This is a genomic window from Stenotrophomonas sp. STEN225, from assembly GCF_056756445.1.
The window spans coordinates 42,152-57,816 of sequence record NZ_JBRRBV010000013.1 but is presented as its reverse complement, the minus strand read 5'-3'; the positions used below and the strand labels follow the sequence as shown (position 1 = coordinate 57,816).

14 protein-coding genes and 1 pseudogene are annotated in these 15,665 nt (G+C 67.0%); 6 read left to right on the top strand and 9 right to left on the bottom strand.

All coding sequences use genetic code 11. The features are described 5' to 3' along the window. Positions 1-9: 9 nt before the first annotated feature. Positions 10-2,085, bottom strand: a complete 2,076-nt coding sequence (locus ACVOJ1_RS13615; RefSeq protein ID WP_481558714.1) for a S9 family peptidase — start codon at positions 2,083-2,085, stop codon at positions 10-12. Between ACVOJ1_RS13615 and ACVOJ1_RS13610 the strand changes: the two are divergent. Both ACVOJ1_RS13610 and ACVOJ1_RS13605 read left to right on the top strand, forming a co-directional pair. After that, positions 2,063-2,128, top strand: a pseudogene (locus tag ACVOJ1_RS13610) (hypothetical protein); the annotation flags it as partial. The gene ACVOJ1_RS13615 and the pseudogene ACVOJ1_RS13610 overlap by 23 nt on opposite strands. Positions 2,129-2,273: 145 nt before the next feature. Continuing rightward, positions 2,274-3,458, top strand: coding sequence for a pyridoxal phosphate-dependent aminotransferase (locus ACVOJ1_RS13605; RefSeq protein WP_111186207.1), 1,185 nt, complete (start codon positions 2,274-2,276; stop codon positions 3,456-3,458). A 74-nt stretch (positions 3,459-3,532) separates the two neighbouring features. On the opposite strand, the gene ACVOJ1_RS13600 is transcribed toward ACVOJ1_RS13605, so the two are convergent. Both ACVOJ1_RS13600 and ACVOJ1_RS13595 read right to left on the bottom strand, forming a co-directional pair. Next, positions 3,533-5,629 carry a prolyl oligopeptidase family serine peptidase gene (locus ACVOJ1_RS13600; RefSeq protein WP_053519813.1) on the bottom strand — a complete coding sequence of 699 codons (2,097 nt, stop codon included), beginning with the start codon at positions 5,627-5,629 and terminating at the stop codon, positions 3,533-3,535. A 69-nt stretch (positions 5,630-5,698) separates the two neighbouring features. After that, on the bottom strand, positions 5,699-6,019 hold the full coding sequence (locus tag ACVOJ1_RS13595; RefSeq protein WP_053519814.1) for a hypothetical protein: 321 nt from the start codon (positions 6,017-6,019) through the stop codon (positions 5,699-5,701). A gap of 128 nt (positions 6,020-6,147) precedes the next feature. On the opposite strand from ACVOJ1_RS13595, the gene ACVOJ1_RS13590 reads away from it, so the two are divergent. Beyond that, complete coding sequence (locus ACVOJ1_RS13590; RefSeq protein ID WP_053519815.1) at positions 6,148-6,750, top strand: lipocalin family protein; 603 nt, start codon at positions 6,148-6,150, stop codon at positions 6,748-6,750. Between the two features lie 84 nt (positions 6,751-6,834). Here the strand turns inward: ACVOJ1_RS13590 and ACVOJ1_RS13585 are convergent, their stop codons facing one another. The 3 genes from ACVOJ1_RS13585 to ACVOJ1_RS13575 all read right to left on the bottom strand — a co-directional run bounded on the left by ACVOJ1_RS13585 (position 6,835) and on the right by ACVOJ1_RS13575 (position 9,603). Beyond that, positions 6,835-7,524 (bottom strand): methionine ABC transporter permease, encoded by a 690-nt coding sequence (locus ACVOJ1_RS13585; RefSeq protein ID WP_053519816.1) that lies wholly within the window; start codon positions 7,522-7,524, stop codon positions 6,835-6,837. Further along, positions 7,521-8,528 carry a methionine ABC transporter ATP-binding protein gene (locus ACVOJ1_RS13580; RefSeq protein ID WP_065181774.1) on the bottom strand — a complete coding sequence of 336 codons (1,008 nt, stop codon included), beginning with the start codon at positions 8,526-8,528 and terminating at the stop codon, positions 7,521-7,523. The genes ACVOJ1_RS13585 and ACVOJ1_RS13580 overlap by 4 nt, the downstream gene beginning before the upstream one ends. Positions 8,529-8,706: 178 nt before the next feature. Beyond that, on the bottom strand, positions 8,707-9,603 hold the full coding sequence (locus ACVOJ1_RS13575) for a DMT family transporter (RefSeq protein WP_065175182.1): 897 nt from the start codon (positions 9,601-9,603) through the stop codon (positions 8,707-8,709). Positions 9,604-9,722: 119 nt separating this feature from the next. On the opposite strand from ACVOJ1_RS13575, the gene ACVOJ1_RS13570 reads away from it, so the two are divergent. Further along, positions 9,723-10,205 carry a YajQ family cyclic di-GMP-binding protein gene (locus tag ACVOJ1_RS13570; RefSeq protein ID WP_053519819.1) on the top strand — a complete coding sequence of 161 codons (483 nt, stop codon included), beginning with the start codon at positions 9,723-9,725 and terminating at the stop codon, positions 10,203-10,205. Between the two features lie 35 nt (positions 10,206-10,240). Here ACVOJ1_RS13570 and ACVOJ1_RS13565 read toward each other — a convergent pair whose 3' ends face one another. The 3 genes from ACVOJ1_RS13565 to ACVOJ1_RS13555 all read right to left on the bottom strand — a co-directional run bounded on the left by ACVOJ1_RS13565 (position 10,241) and on the right by ACVOJ1_RS13555 (position 14,066). Next, positions 10,241-11,338, bottom strand: coding sequence for a helix-turn-helix domain-containing protein (locus ACVOJ1_RS13565; protein WP_346480542.1), 1,098 nt, complete (start codon positions 11,336-11,338; stop codon positions 10,241-10,243). Positions 11,339-11,454: 116 nt separating this feature from the next. After that, a complete protein-coding gene (locus ACVOJ1_RS13560) occupies positions 11,455-12,582 on the bottom strand; it encodes an NAD(P)-dependent alcohol dehydrogenase (protein ID WP_346480541.1) in 1,128 nt (375 codons plus the stop codon). Between the two features lie 17 nt (positions 12,583-12,599). Beyond that, a complete protein-coding gene (locus tag ACVOJ1_RS13555) occupies positions 12,600-14,066 on the bottom strand; it encodes a benzaldehyde dehydrogenase (RefSeq protein ID WP_111186209.1) in 1,467 nt (488 codons plus the stop codon). Between the two features lie 193 nt (positions 14,067-14,259). Here ACVOJ1_RS13555 and ACVOJ1_RS13550 point away from each other — a divergent pair, with 193 nt between their 5' ends. Next, positions 14,260-14,826, top strand: a complete 567-nt coding sequence (locus tag ACVOJ1_RS13550) for a DUF1415 domain-containing protein (protein WP_053519826.1) — start codon at positions 14,260-14,262, stop codon at positions 14,824-14,826. After that, a complete protein-coding gene (locus ACVOJ1_RS13545; protein ID WP_053519823.1) occupies positions 14,823-15,626 on the top strand; it encodes an SDR family oxidoreductase in 804 nt (267 codons plus the stop codon). Before ACVOJ1_RS13550 ends, ACVOJ1_RS13545 begins: the two co-directional genes overlap by 4 nt. The last annotated feature ends 39 nt before the right edge of the window (positions 15,627-15,665 follow it).

Sequence of the window (15,665 nt, the reverse complement as noted above, 5' to 3'; positions counted from 1 at the left end):
CCGCCGCAATCACGGTGCTGCGATACCCAGTTGCTGCAGCACGAAGGCATACGATTCGGACAGCTCGCGGTAACGCTGGAAGCGACCCGACTTGCCGCCATGGCCGGCCTCCATGTTGGTGCGGAACAGGATCGGGTAATGGCCAGTGTTGTCGTCGCGCAGCCTGGCCACCCACTTGGCCGGTTCCCAGTACTGCACCTGCGAATCCCACAGGCCGGTACCGACGAACAGCGCCGGATAATCCTGCTTCCTGACATTGTCGTAGGGCGAGTACGAGAGCATGTAGTCGTAGTACTGCTTCTGCTCCGGGTTGCCCCACTCGTCGTACTCGTTGGTGGTCAGCGGGATGGTCGGATCCAGCATGGTGGTGACCACGTCCACGAACGGCACCTGCGCCACCATCACCCGGTAGTCCTGCGGCGCCTGGTTGGCCACCGCCCCCATCAGCAGGCCACCGGCACTGCCACCGGACGCGGCCACGCGATCCTTCGCCGCCCAGCCCTGCGCCACCAGTCCACGGGTAACGTCGATGAAGTCGTTGAAGGTGTTCTGCTTGTGCAGCAGCTTGCCGTTCTCGTACCAGTCGCGGCCCATCTCCTGGCCACCGCGGATGTGGGCGATGGCATACACCACGCCGCGATCGAGCAGGCTCACTGCCGTCTGGTTGAAGTACGGGTCCATCGACATGCCGTAGCTGCCGTAGGCGTACTGGAACAGCGCGCCCTTGCCGTCCTTCTGGTAGCCCTTGCGGTAGACCAGCGACACCGGCACCTTCACGCCATCGCGCGCGGTGATCCAGACGCGTTCGGTTTCGTACTTCGATGCGTCATAGCCGATCACCGGCTGCACCTTCAGCTGGCGGCGCTCGCCGGTGGCGGTGTTCAGCTCGAACACGGTGGTCGGGGTGGTCATCGAGGTGTAGACGTAGCGCAGCCATGGCGTATCGGCCTCGGTGTTGTCGCCCAGGCCCATCGAGTACGCCGGCTCATCGGCCTTCACGTAGTCGCTGCGGCCATCCTTGAACAGCAGGCGGATGCGCTCCAGGCCTTCGGAGCGCTCGGCAATGGCGGTGAAGCCATCAAACAGCTCGAAGCCTTCGATGAACACCGCATCGTCATGCGCGATCCAGTCCTTCCACTGCGCACGCGAAGTGGCATCGGTCGGTGCGGTGACCAGTTTGAAGTTCTTTGCACTGTCGTTGGTACGTATCACCCAGCGGCCATCGTAGTGGTCGCCGTCGTACTCGACGTCGCGCTGGCGTGGCGCCAGCACGGTGAACGTGGTCGGGTCGCCGGCCGGCGCGTAGCGCTCTTCCGACGACACGGTACTGTGCACGCCGATGGTGATGAAGCGGTCGTCGCGGGTGCGGCCGATGCCCATGTAGAAGCTGTCGTCCTTCTCTTCGTAGACGACGGTGTCGGCGCTGGCCGGGGTGCCCAGCACGTGCTTTTTCACGCGCACGGTCAGCAGCGTTTCCGGATCGTTCTCGACGTACAGCACGGTGCGGTTGTCGTCGGCCCAGACCAGGTCGCCGGAACTGCCGGTGATCACGTCGGGCAGCACCTGCCCGGTCCGCAGGTCCTTGAAGCGGATCGTGTACTGGCGACGGCCCACGTCATCGTCGGCCCAGGCCAGCAGCTGGTTGTCCTGGCTGACTTCCATCGAGCCGACATTGAAGTAGCCCTTGCCGGCGGCCATTGCGTTGACGTCCAGCAGCACTTCTTCGGCGGCATCCATGCTGCCCTTGCGGCGTGCGTGGATCGGGTAGTCCTGCCCGGTCTCGAAGCGGCTGTAGTACCAGTAGCCGCGCTCGCGCGCCGGCACGCTGGAATCATCCTGCTTGATGCGGCCGACGATTTCCTTGTACAGCGCGTCTTCCAGCGGCTTCAATGGCGCCAGCACCTGGTCGGCATAGGCGTTCTCGGCCTGCAGGTAGGCCAGCATGTCCTTGTTCGCGCGCTTGTCGTCACGCAGCCAGTAATAGTCGTCGTTGCGGGTCGCGCCGAACGGGGCCTTGACCTCGTGCGGATGCCGGGCGGCGTCCGGCGGAACAGGCAGGGGGGCGGCGGTAGCGGTGCTGGTCATCAGGCTGGCGAGCAACAGGCAGAGGGTGGGCTTCATGAGATAAGGCTCCAGGCGCTTCAATGCAATGGTCTTCGACGGGATCGGTTCCCTTCCCCGAACAGCGATCTGACCCCAATCCCGTCGGCACCACAACCCTGCAGGTCGTCACGGTGCGGACCCGCCGGCAGCGGTCGGCGTACCATGGGCGCATGAGTACCCTGCCCCACCCGCCGGTCTACAGCCGGCGCAGCCATGAAATCGCTCCGTTCCACGTGATGTCCCTGCTGGCCCGCGCGCAGGCGCTGGAACAGGCCGGCCACGATGTCATCCACCTGGAGATCGGCGAACCGGACTTCACCACGGCCGGGCCGGTGGTGCGTGCCGGCCAGGCGGCCCTGGCCGCCGGGCACACGCGCTACACCGCCGCACGCGGCCTGCCTGCGCTGCGCCAGGCGATCAGCGGTTTCTATCGCAGCCGTTACCGGCTGGATGTGGATCCGGAACGCATCCTGGTCACTCCTGGCGGCTCCGGCGCGCTGCTGCTGGCCAGCAGCCTGCTGGTCGACCCGGGCCGGCACTGGCTGCTGGCCGATCCCGGCTATCCCTGCAACCGGCATTTCCTGCGCCTGGTGGAAGGTGCCGCACAGCTGGTCCCGGTCGGTCCACAGACCGCCTACCAGCTCACACCCTCGCTGGTGCAACAGCACTGGAACACGGACAGCGTCGGCGCACTCGTCGCCTCGCCGGCCAACCCCACCGGCACGGTGCTGTCGGCCGATGAACTTGCGGCGCTGTCACGCACACTGCACGCACGCGGCGGGCACCTGGTGGTGGACGAGATCTATCACGGCCTGACCTACGGCGTGGACGCGGCCAGCGTATTGCAGGTCGATGACAGCGCGTTCGTGCTGAACAGTTTCTCGAAGTACTTCGGCATGACCGGCTGGCGCCTGGGCTGGCTGGTGGCGCCGCCCGCAGCGGTGCCCGAACTGGAGAAGCTGGCGCAGAACCTGTACATCAGTGCGTCGAGCATCGCCCAGCATGCAGCCCTGGCCTGTTTCACCGATGAATCGATGGCGATCTTCGAACAGCGACGGGAGGCCTTCGGCCAGCGTCGCGATTTCCTGCTGCCGGCGCTGCGCGAGCTGGGCTTCCGCATCGAGGTGGAGCCGCAGGGCGCGTTTTATCTGTATGCCGATGTCAGTGCGTTCACCGATGATGCCCAGGCGTTCTGCGCGCACTTCCTCGAAACCGAGCATGTGGCCTTCACCCCGGGCCTGGATTTCGGCTTCCACCGCGCCAACCAGCATGTGCGCCTGGCCTATACCCAGGAAATCCCGCGGCTGCAGGAAGCGGTGGAGCGCATCGCGCGCGGGCTGCAACATTTCCGGTAGCGCCGGCCCATGCCCGGCGAGCGCGCAGCGCCGCCCATGAAAAACGCCGCCCGGGGGCGGCGTTTTTCATTTCGTCATTTACCGCCCAGGCGCTCCCACAGGAAGCTGTAGGCCAGGGCCGCCATGTGCGCGGCCTGCGCGTTGTTGGCTGCGCCGCCATGACCACCTTCGATGTTCTCGTAGTAGGTCACATCCTTGCCGGCATCGATCATCTTCGCCGCCATCTTGCGGGCATGGGCCGGGTGCACGCGGTCATCGCGGGTGGAGGTGGTGAACAGCACCGGCGGGTAGTTCTTCTTCGCGTCGAACAGGTGGTACGGCGAGAAGGTCTTGATGAACTCCCAGTCGCTGGTATCGGGGTTGCCGTACTCGGCCATCCACGACGCGCCGGCCAGCAGGTGGCTGTAGCGCTTCATGTCCAGCAGCGGAACCTGCACCACCACCGCACCGAACAGCTCCGGGTACTGCGTCAGCATGTTGCCGGTCAGCAGGCCGCCGTTGCTGCCGCCCTGCACGCCCAGGTGCCTGGCACTGGTGATCCTGCGCTTGACCAGATCCTGTGCCACCGCGGCCATGTCCTCGTAGGCCTTGTGACGATTCTGCTTCAGCGCCGCCTGGTGCCAGCGTGGGCCGTACTCACCGCCACCACGGATGTTGGCCACCACGTACACACCGCCCTTCTCCAGCCAGGCGCGGCCCATGCCACCGGAATAGCTGGGTGTCAGCGAAATCTCGAAACCGCCGTAGCCGTACAGCAGGGTCGGATTGGAGCCGTCCAGCTTCATGTCCTTGGCATGCACCACGAAGTACGGCACACGGGTGCCATCCTTGCTGGTGGCGAAGTGCTGCTCGATCACCTTGCCCTCGGCATTGAAGAAGGCCGGCATGGTCTTCAGCGTTTCCGGTGCCTTGCCGATCTCGGCCAAAGCCAGGGTGGTCGGCGTCAGATAGTCGGTGGCGGTCAGCCAGACCGCATCGCTGTCGTCGCTGTCCACTGCGCCCACGGCCAGAGTGCCGAATGCCGGCGCGCCGACAAACGCGCTCTTCTGCCAGCCATTGGCGCCCGGGGTCAGCACGGACAGGCGATTCTTCACATCGTCCAGCACGTTCAGGACGAGGTGGTTCTTGGTCCAGGTCGCACCGGCCAGCGAGGTGGTCGCGGTCGGGGTGAACAGGACCTCGAAGTCACGCTTGCCGGCCAGGAAGTCATCGAGCCGGGTCGCCAGCAGCGAGCCGGACGCGTAGGTCTTGCCGCCCACGGTCCAGGCGTCGCGCAGCTCCAGGGTCAGCCACTGCTTGTGCAGGCCCTTCTCGGCGGAGTTCGGCGCATCGATCTTGGTCAGCGTGCCATCGTCGCCGCGCAGGTAGACCTCATTGTTGTAGAACGCCAGCGTGCGGCTGACCAGGTTGCGCTCGAAGCCCGGGGTGTCATCGTGCATCGCCGCGATGTACATGTCCTCCGGCTTGCCTTCGTACACCACGCTGGCCGACGACATCGGCGTCCCACGCTTCCACAGCTTGGCCACGCGCGGGTAGCCGGAGGTGGTCATGGTGCCGGCACCGAAATCGGTGTAGACGAACACGGTATCGCGATCGATCCAGTTCAGGCCGCCCTTCGACTCGGGACGGAAGAAGCCATCCTCGATCCAGCGCTTCGTCGACAGATCGAACTCGCGGGTGACATCGGCATCCGCGCCGCCGCGTGACAGCGCGATCAGGCAGCGGCTGTAGTCCGGGCGCAGGCAGTCGGCGCCGTGCCAGACCCAGTTCTCGCCCTCGGCCTTGTTCAGTGCGTCCAGGTCAAGCACGGTTTCCCACTGCGGCGAGGCCTTGCGGTACTCGGCCAGGGTGGTGCGCCGCCACAGGCCACGTTCGTGCTGCTTGTCCTTCCAGAAGTTGTAGTAGTAGTCGCCGATCTTCTGCACGCCGGGAATCTTGGCATCCGAATCGAGCACCTCACGGATGCTGGCCTCCATCTGCCTGAAGGCCGGAGTCTGCGCCAGGCGCGCCTCGGCCTTGGCGTTCTGCTCCTTGACCCAGGACAGCGGCTTGTCGCCGGTGACGTCCTCCAGCCAGGCATAACGGTCGGTATCTTCAGCAGCCACGGCGGTCCCCACCGAGGCAGCGGTCATCATGCCAGCCAGCAGGCAGGCGGAAGCGAGTCGTGACATTGCAGCTCCAGGCAGTCATAAGCCGTGGAACGCTAGCACGGATCCGGACACCGCCCCCCGTGTCGAAGGTCAGGCCGCGGCCGTCGCGCCGCGCCGGCCGCGCGCGCCGGCTGCCCTCCGGCGGCGCGCCTGTCCACCGGTACGACGCGACGACCGCCGCCGCAGCGACGGCAATGGGCAGCGCAGCAACGCCCACCAGGCCACCAGCGGCATGCCGATCAGCCACAGGGGCAGCCAACCCAGCCAGGCACTGCTGCCACGGGCGGCCGGCCACACCAGGACCAGTGCGACGCCGGCCAGTGCCAGGTGCTGTACACCCCGCAGCAGGCGCGGATCGGCGCGTTCGCTGACGCGTTCAGTCGAGGGGCGGCGTGTGAGGCGTGCGCTCATGCGGGTTTCTCCGGTGGACAATGCGACACAGCTTGGGCAAGGGCCTTCTCATACGCTGCGACACCATTGACGGACCGCGTGCACACAGTCGACCATGCGCGTGCAAGCCCACTGGAGCCCGCTCCCGCATGACTTCGATCCGCCCGCTCTGCGCCGTGCTGCTGGCCCTGTCCCTGGCGGGCCCGGCGCTGGCTGCCAGCGATCCGCCGTCGCCGCGTGCCGCGGCGCCCCGCGCCCCCGATCCGAACGCGCCGATCGATCTGCAACGTTTCATGGGCACCTGGTACGTGATCGGCCGCGTACCGAACTTCGTCGAGCGCGGTCACGTTGCCAGCGTCAACGAGTACGCGCTGCGCGACGATCACAAGGTTGCCATCACCTACCGCTACCGCAACGGCTTCAGCGAACCGCAACAGGAGATCCGCGCCCGTGCCAGCGTCGACCCGGACAGCGGCAACCATGGCTGGCGGACTTGGTTCTACCGCGTGGTGCCGACCCATTCGCGCGTTCTGGAAGTGGCGCCGGATTACTCCTGGGCACTGATCGGCTATCCGGGCCGCGAGATGGCGTGGATCTTTGCCCGTCGGCCTGACATGGACAAGACGCTGTACAAGGAGCTGGCCGAGCGCCTGCGCGACGAGTACGGAGTGAATACCGACAAGCTCAAGCGGGTGCCGCAGCGCCCGGACCAGGTCGGCAAACTGGGCTATGAAGTGCCCAACGCGCGGTGAGACGACGCCGCCGGGCATGGCCCGGCGCTACTGGAACGTCCGCGTGGCAGGGTAGCGCCGGGCCATGCCCGGCGGACGTGCCGGTTACCTGCGGGTGTAATGTGCGACCAGACGGTCGCCTAGCATCTGCAGCAGCTGCACCAGCACCAGCAGCAGCACCACGGTCACCAGGGCGACGTCGGTGTGCGAACGCTGGTAGCCATCACGGAACGCCAGATCGCCCAGGCCGCCCGAGCCGATCGCACCGCCCATGGCGGTGAAGCCGATCAGCGCAACGGTGGTGACCGTGGCACCTGCGATCAGGCCCGGCCGCGCTTCCGGCAGCAGCACACGGGTGACCAGCTGCCAGGTGGTTGCGCCCATCGCCTGGGTCGCCTCGATCACCCCACGGTCCACTTCGCGCAGCGCGGTTTCCACAAGCCGCGCATAGAACGGTGCGGCGCCGATCACCAGGGGCACGATCGCACCGCGAACACCCAGCGACGTCCCCATCATGAACAGCGTCACCGGAATCAGCACGATCATCAGGATGATGAAGGGCACCGAGCGCAGCAGGTTGACCACCAGCGCCAGCACGCCATAGGCGAACGGACGACGCTTCATCTGCGGCGCACCGAACAGGTACAGCAGCACGCCCAGCGGCAGCCCGATGGCCAGGGTCAAGGGCAGCGAACCGGCCAGCATCAGCAGGGTGTCGATGGTGGCCTGGCCGATATCGGCCCACTTGCCGGCGTCCAGGTGGCGGAAGAATCCGTCCGCAGCAGCAATGATCATCGACGCAGTTCCTCGACATGCACGCCAGCGGCCACGAATGCGGCCTGCGCGGCGGCGTGATCGCCACCGACCAGGGCCACGACCAGTTGGCCATACGGTGTGTCCTTGATCCGGTCGATACGCCCGGACAGGATGTTGTAATCGACCCCGGTCTGGCGCGCGATGCTGCCCAGCAGGGGTTCGTAGGTATCGCCACCGAGGAAGGTCAAGCGCACGATGCGCCCACTCACGGCGTCGAAATCACGGTGCAGCGTTCCTTCGTCCACATGCTCCGATTCGCTGACGAAACGGCGGGTGGTGGGATGCTGCGGATGCAGGAACACCTGGGTGACCGGACCGGTCTCCACCAGCTGGCCGGCATCGAGCACCGCCACCCGGTCGCAGACGCGGCGGATCACATCCATCTCGTGGGTGATCAGCACGATGGTCAGGCCCAGCTCGCGGTTGATCTTCGACAGCAGCGCCAGCACCGACGCGGTGGTCTGCGGGTCGAGAGCACTGGTGGCCTCGTCGCACAGCAGGATCTGCGGGCGGGTGGCCAGGGCACGGGCGATGCCCACGCGCTGCTTCTGGCCTCCGGACAGCTGCGCCGGGTACTTCTGTGCGTGTGCCTGCAGGCCGACGGTCTGCAGCAGTTCGGCCACCCGGCTGTCGATCTCCGCCTTCGGTGTACCGGCCAGCTCCAGCGGGAAGGCGACGTTGCCCGCCACCGTGCGCGAGGACAGCAGGTTGAAGTGCTGGAAGATCATGCCGATTCGCCGGCGCAGCGAGCGCAGGCCGTCGGCATCCAGCGCGGTGATGTCCTCGCCGCCGATCAGCAATCGGCCACCGGAAGGCTCTTCCAGGCGGTTGATCATGCGGATCAGCGTCGATTTGCCGGCACCGGAATGACCGATGATGCCGAAGACCTCGCCGGCCTCGATGGTCAGGTCCAGCGGTTGCAGCGCGCTGACCGCGCGGCCGGCAACGGCATAGGATTTGTGCAGGCGCTGGAACTCGATCACGGGAGCGGCTCACCGGCAGGCGACAGAAGGGGGCGTGCAGCCTACCAGCGCCGGCGGTCGCGCGCCCGCGCCATGGGCCAGAATGTTATTCCTTTTGGTTCTAAGGCGCCTGCTCCGGCGCGGATTCCGGGGTCGGATCCCCGCAGGGGCTCTGACCCCGCTCCCCGGCCAAACCGGTTCAGGGATGATCCAGCGGCTTCGGCGGCTGCTGGCGGTTCACCCGCTCGCGGTGCAGCAGGTACAGGCCCGACGCCACGATGATCGCCGCCCCCACCCAGGTGTAGCCATCCGGCAACTGCCCCCAGAAAGCCAGATCCCATCCGATCACCCAGACCAGGCCGCTGTACTCCAGGGGCGCGATCATGGATGCCTCGCCCAGCTGGAAGGCCTTGGTCAGGGCGATCTGACCCAGCGCACCGGCCAGCCCCATGCCCGCGATCAGCGGCGCGTGCGCCAGCAGCAGCGGCCTCCAGCCGGGAATCGCCAGCAGGCCCGCGCCGATCGCCATGATGACCAGGAACCAGACCACCATCGACTGCGAGGTGTCGGTACGGGTCAGCAGGCTGACCGTGATCGCGGCAACGGCGTAGGCGGTGGCCGCGGCCAGCACCATCAGGCCCGGCACCGAGATGAACCCATCCACGCCGGGCCGCAGCACCACCAGCACGCCGACCAGGCCGATGCCGATGGCCACCCAGCGACGCGGTCCGACCCGTTCGCCCAGCAGCGGCACCGACAGGGCCGCGATCAGCAGCGGCGCGACGAAGTAGATGGTGTAGGCGGTGGACAGTGGCAGATCGCGCAACGCGAACACGAAGCAGCCGATCATCGCCATGCCCAGCGCGCCACGCAGCAGATGCAGGCCCCAGCGACGTGGCACCAGCGAACGCGGGCCCGCGCTGACCAGCACCCAGACCAGCACGAACGGCAACGACGCCGCGCCGCGCAGGAAGGTCACCTGCAGGGTGGGATAGCTGGCCGCCAGCTGCTTCATGCCGGCGTCCATCAGGGAGAAGCAGGCGACCGCGGCGACCATCCAGGCCACCGCGCGCGAGGGGGAGCGTTGCACGTTCATGGCCCATTATCGCCGAGCCGGCGGCGGGATGCCGTTGCAGCGATGCCCAGCGCCACGGAAAGCGGGCAGGCTGGCCGGCGCGATAGAATGTCCGCACTGAATTCTGTGGAGCATCGCCCATGCCTTCCTTCGACGTCGTCTCCGAAGTCGACACCCACGAGCTGACCAACGCCATCGACCAGGCCAACCGCGAACTGAGCACCCGCTTCGATTTCAAGGGCGTGGACGCCAAGTTCGAGCGTGATGGCGATGTCATCAACCAGTTCGCGCCGACCGAGTTCCAGCTCAAGCAGATGAACGACATCCTGCGTGCGCGTCTGGCAGCGCGCGGCATCGACGTGCTGAGCCTGGAGTTCGGCGACATCGAGACAAATCTGGCGCAGGCGCGGCAGAAGATCACCGTCAAGCAGGGCATCGAGCAGAAGGTGGCCAAGAAGATCGCCGCCGCACTGAAGGACGCCAAGCTGAAGGTGGAAAGCCAGATCAATGGCGACAAGCTGCGCGTGCAGGGCAAGAAGCGCGACGATCTGCAGGACGCGATCGCAGTACTGAAGGCCGGCAAGTTCGAGCTGCCGCTGCAGTTCAACAATTTCCGCGACTGACTGCTCCGCCGGGCGTGGCCCGGCACCGCGCTCGATCAATCACGCAGCAGCTTGTACAGCGTGGTGCGCGAGATGCCCAGCTGGCGTGCGGCCAGACTGAGATTGCCGTCCGCCGCCTGCGCCGCCCGGCGCGCCGCTTCACGCTGCTGATCGCGCAGCGCCGGCGCCGCCATCGTCGCCGGTGAAGACCGTCGCACGCTGTTGCCAGCGACCTTGCGCGGCGCCTGCAGATGCTGCAGGTAGACCGCACTGCCCTCGCCCAACCGGACCCGATGCGGCGCCCCCGGCTGCAGCAGGCGCCGCCGCTGTGCGGCACTGGCGCCGGCAAACACCGCTGCAATATCCAGCAACGGCAGTGGCCCGCGCCGCGGCAGGCCCAACAGACGCCGGGCCACACGGTTGGCGGCGCGCAGCTGGCCATCCTCCTGCACCGCCAGCAGCCCCTGCAAGGGTGACGCCAGCCAGCGCGGATCATGCTGCAGCGCCAGCAGGTGCACATCGGCAAGCGTGTGGAACAGGCGATTCTCGCTGGCCAGTGCGGCCTGCCGGAAATAGCCCTGCAGCAGCGAAGGATCGCGCTCACCCAGCCCGGTGATATCGATCACTCCGCATACCCGCCCGTCGAGATCGTGCAGGGGTTCACTGAGGCAGAACACCGGAGCGAAACGCTGCAGGTAATGTTCATTGCCGCGCACCAGCGCTGGCAGGTCGTCGGCCAGGCTGACCGCCGGCGCGGTGGTGCCGATCTCGCTTTCGCCCAGCCGCCGCCCGACCTGGATCGGCCGCAGCAGGGGCGAGTCTTCCAGGCCATGCGCCTGCCGCGCGATCACCATGCCCTCGCGGTTGGCGCAGAACATCGTCCAGCCACGTCCGCCGAAAGCGGCCCACAGCTGTTCCAGCTCCGGTTGCACGCAGCGTGCCAGGCGACGGTCGTCGCGCTGGGGCAGATGCCGGCCATCGCTCTGCAGCGGCAGGTAGACCGGTTCCTGCCCGGGCTGCAGGCCAGCCGCGCGCGAGCGCATCCACGACTGCTGCAAGGGCTGCGGCAACACGTTCAATGAGCGCGCATCGCCCTCGGCAAAGGCCGCGCGTACTGCTACCAACTGCTGTTGCCCGACGGAGGTTGCGATCATGGGCGCAGCGTACACCGGCCAGCGGCAACGCCACGTTACGCTCCGATGAGGTATTGGCCTGCGGTTGCCGCCCATCCGGCAGGTGCAGGGCGAAGCCCTGCAGCCCTGCCCTCAGATCACGCCGCGATGCGCAGGATCGGCTTCAGGGTGATGCCCCGGGTGCTGTCCTCGGCCGCCTGGTTGATCTGCTCCAGCGGGTAGAACTTCACCAGCCTGTCGAACGGGAAGCGGCCCTGCTGGAACAGCGTGACCAGCTGCGGAATGAACACCTGCGGCACACTGTCGCCTTCCACGATGCCACGGATGCTGCGGCCACCCAGCAGCAGGTTGTTCACGTCGAAACTGACGGTGGTGCCCAGCTTTGGTGCACCGACCACGCCCATCATGCCCAAGCCCCCCAAGGCCTCGATACCCGCAGAGAGCACCTCCGGGCGACCGGTCGATTCCAGCGCGAAATCAGCGCCACCGCCGGTGATGGCGCGCACGGCCTCGACCACATCGGTCTCGCGGCTGTTGACCACGTGGGTGGCGCCCAGCTCCAGCGCGAGTGCCAGCCGCGACGGCACCACATCGATGGCGATGATGGTCGTGGCACCGGCGACCTTGGCCGCCATCACCGCACTCAGACCGACTGCGCCGGCACCGTAGCTGGCAAAACTGCTGCCCGAGCGTACCTTCAGCGAATTGAGTACCGCGCCGGCACCGGTCTGGATGCCGCAGCCCAGCGGGCCCAGCAGTTCCAGAGGCGCATCGTCGGGCACTTTGATCGCATTGATCTCGCGCGCCAGCGCATAGGTGGCAAACGAAGACTGCGCGAAGAAATGGTCGTGCAACGGCTGACCCTGCGCATCGGTGATGGCGGTATGGCCGTGGCCATCATCGCCCCCGAAGTTCAGCGCGAAGAAATCCCTGCAGTAGGCGCCATGACCGCCCCGGCACGGATTGCAGTGGCCGCAGGCGCCATAGGTCAGCACCACGTGATCCCCTGCTTTCAGTTCCTTTACGTTGGGGCCGACCGCCTCCACGACGCCGGCGCCTTCGTGACCCAGCACCGCGGGCAACGGCACCGGGTAGTACTGATCGCGCACGATCAGGTCGGTGTGGCACAGGCCGGTGGCTACCACCTTCACCAGGACCTCATCCTCCTGCGGGCCGCGCAGCCGGGCCTGCTCGATGACGAAGGGTTGTTCCTTGCCGCGGACCACTGCGGCGGTGATCTCGCGTGTTGCCGTATTGTCGTTCATCGTGATGGCTCCTTCGATCAGATCGGGTAAGCGGGCGCCTCGCCCTTGACGGTCAACCACTGCCACTGCGTGAACTCCTCCCAGTTGGCGGGGCCGCCGATACTGGTGCCATTGCCGGATGCTCCGACGCCGCCAAAGGGATTGATCACCTCGTCGTTCACGGTCTGATCGTTTATGTGCAGCAGCCCGGTGCGCAGGCGCTCGCCGAGCTTCAGTGCGCGGCCGACATTGCTGGAAACGATGGCCATCGACAGGCCGTACTCGCTGTCGTTGGCCAGGCGCACGGCATCGTCGTCATCGTCGAACGGCACCACCACCGCCACCGGCGCGAAGATTTCTTCGTTGAACGCCGGATTGTCAGCAGCGACGTTGCCAAGCACGGTCGGCGCGAAGAACAGATCGCGATAGGTACCTCCGGCCTCCAGCGAGGCACCGGCCTGCACTGCCTGCTCGACCACGCGCGTGGCGTGGTCGCGCTGGCCGGCATTGATCAGCGGACCGATCGCCACGTCTTCGCGCGCCGGATCGCCCACCTTCAATGAATTGGCCTTGGCCACCAGCTTCTGCAGGAACGCGGAGTGGATCTTCCGCTGCACCAGCACGCGGCCGGTCGCCATGCAGATCTGGCCCTGATGCAGGTAGACCCCCCACGCGGTGTTGGCCACCGCCAGGTCGAGGTCGGCATCATCGAGGATGATCAACGAGTTCTTGCCGCCCAGCTCCAACGAGACCTTCTTCAGATGCTTGCCCGCCGCCTCTCCGACCTTGCGCCCGGCGGCGGTGGAGCCGGTGAACTGGATCATCGCCACGTGCGGATCGCTGGTCAGCGCAGCGCCGGCCGCGCCATCACCGGGCAGCATGTGCAGAACGCCTGCCGGCAGGCCGGCCTGCTCGAACAGGCGTGCGATCACCGCCCCGCCGCACACCGCTGTGCGCGGGTCAGGTTTGAGTACCACCGCGTTGCCCAGCGCGATGGCCGGCGCCACCGCGCGCATGGCCAGATACAGCGGGAAGTTGAAAGGCGAGATGACCCCTACCACACCCAGCGGTCGGCGCCGCGCCAGATTCAGCCGGCCCGGCTCGGAAGGCAGAATCTCGCCGGTGCTGCGCGACGGCAGCGCCGCAGCCTCGTGCAGTGCCTTGATGGTCACCTTGGCTTCAAAACCTGCCTTCAGGCGGGTGGAGCCGCTTTCGCATACCAGCCATTCGACCAGGGTGTCGATGTGTTCTTCGGCCAGGCGTGCCGCTTTGCGCAGCACTTCAGCGCGCTGTTCGTACGGAGCCGCCGCCCACGCCTGCTGCGCCTGCGCAGCGGCCGCCGCCGAGCGCGCCACCTGCGCCGCGTCGGCCAGGCCGATCTGGCCGAGCGTGTTACCGGTGGCCGGCTCGATCACCGGCTGCCGTTGCGCGGCCGCCTGCCACCGGCCATCGAAGAGGGCGCCGGCCCAAAGGGCGTCCGGCAGCCACGGAGAAGATGCAGTCATGGGTGTCCTCCTGTGTCGTGCGTCCATTCCACGCCTACCGCCCGCAGCAGGCAATCGGCCATCTGCCGGTGGCCTGCAAAGGCTTGAATCGGCGGGGATTTGCAGCATGGCGACTGTCCAGTTCCTGCACAGTGAACAGCGCAGCGGCGGCACACTGCCTACAATGGCGACCTCGCCCGCCGATGTGCCCGCCATGACCGATATCGCCCTGCCCACCGACGACCCGATCGCCGCCACCCGCCTGTGGCTGGAGCGCATCGTCATCGGCCTGAACCTGTGTCCGTTCGCCAAGGCCGTATATGTGAAGGACCAGGTCCGCTTCGTGCTCAGTGATGCCACCACCCCCGAAGCACTGGTCGAACAGCTGGCCGAGGAACTGGTGCTGCTGCGGGACACGCCGGCCGAGCAGATCGACACCACCCTGATCGTGCACCCGCAGGTGCTGACGGATTTCCTGGACTACAACGACTTCCTCGACAACGCCGACGCGGCGATCGAGGCGCTCGATCTGCAGGGCATCCTGCAGGTGGCCAGCTTCCATCCGGACTACCAGTTCGAAGGCGTGGCCGCCAACGACGCCAGCAATTACACCAACCGCGCGCCCTATCCCACGCTGCACCTGCTGCGCGAGGACAGCGTGGCACGCGCGGTGGACGCCTTCCCCGATCCGGACGTGATCGTCGAGCGCAACATCCAGACGCTGGACCGCATCGGCGTGGACGGCTGGCATCGCCGCCTGCGTGGCGAAGACCTGTCATGAGCGCGGCTCCGCCGATCGCTGCCTGGCCTGCCGCGCCGCTGGCGGGCAAGGTGGTGCTGGTCACCGGTGGCGCCAATGGCATCGGCCGCGGCATCGCCCAGGCCGTGCTCGGTGCCGGCGGCCGCGTGCTGATCGGCGATCTGGATACGGAAGCCGGCCACGCCTGCCTGGCCGAATGGCAGCGCGATGACGATGCGGCGTTCCAGCCCCTGGACATCACCGACGAAGCCAGCGTGCGCGCGTTCATCGCCACGGCGGTGCAGCGGTTTGGCGGCATCGATGGCCTGGTCAACAATGCCGGCATCGCCGGTGCGCACGGTACTCCGCTGCAGGACATGGCGTGGGACGAATGGCAGCGCCGCCTGTCATCGCTGCATGGCGCTTTCCTGTGCAGCCGGCATGCCCTGCCGGCACTGTCATCCGGTGGCGCCGGCGCCATCATCAACATCGCCTCGACCCGCGCCCGGCAGTCCGAAGCCCATAGCGAAGCCTATGCCGCGGCCAAGGGCGGACTGGTGGCATTCACCCACGCGCTGGCAATCAGCGCCGGACCGGCGGTACGGGTGAACAGCATCAGTCCGGGCTGGATCGGCACCAGCGAGTGGCAGGCGCCCTCCCGGCGCCATGCGCCCGAGTATTCGGCCATCGACCACGCACAGCATCCGGTCGGCCGCGTCGGCCGCCCGGAAGACATCGGCGCGCTGGCGGTGTACCTGTTGTCGCCGCTGTCCGGATTCACCACCGGCCAGGATTTCATCGTCGATGGCGGCATGACCCGCAGGATGATCTACGCCGAGTGACCGATGCCCGTCGAGGGGTGCCCGCCATGGGGGGCACCC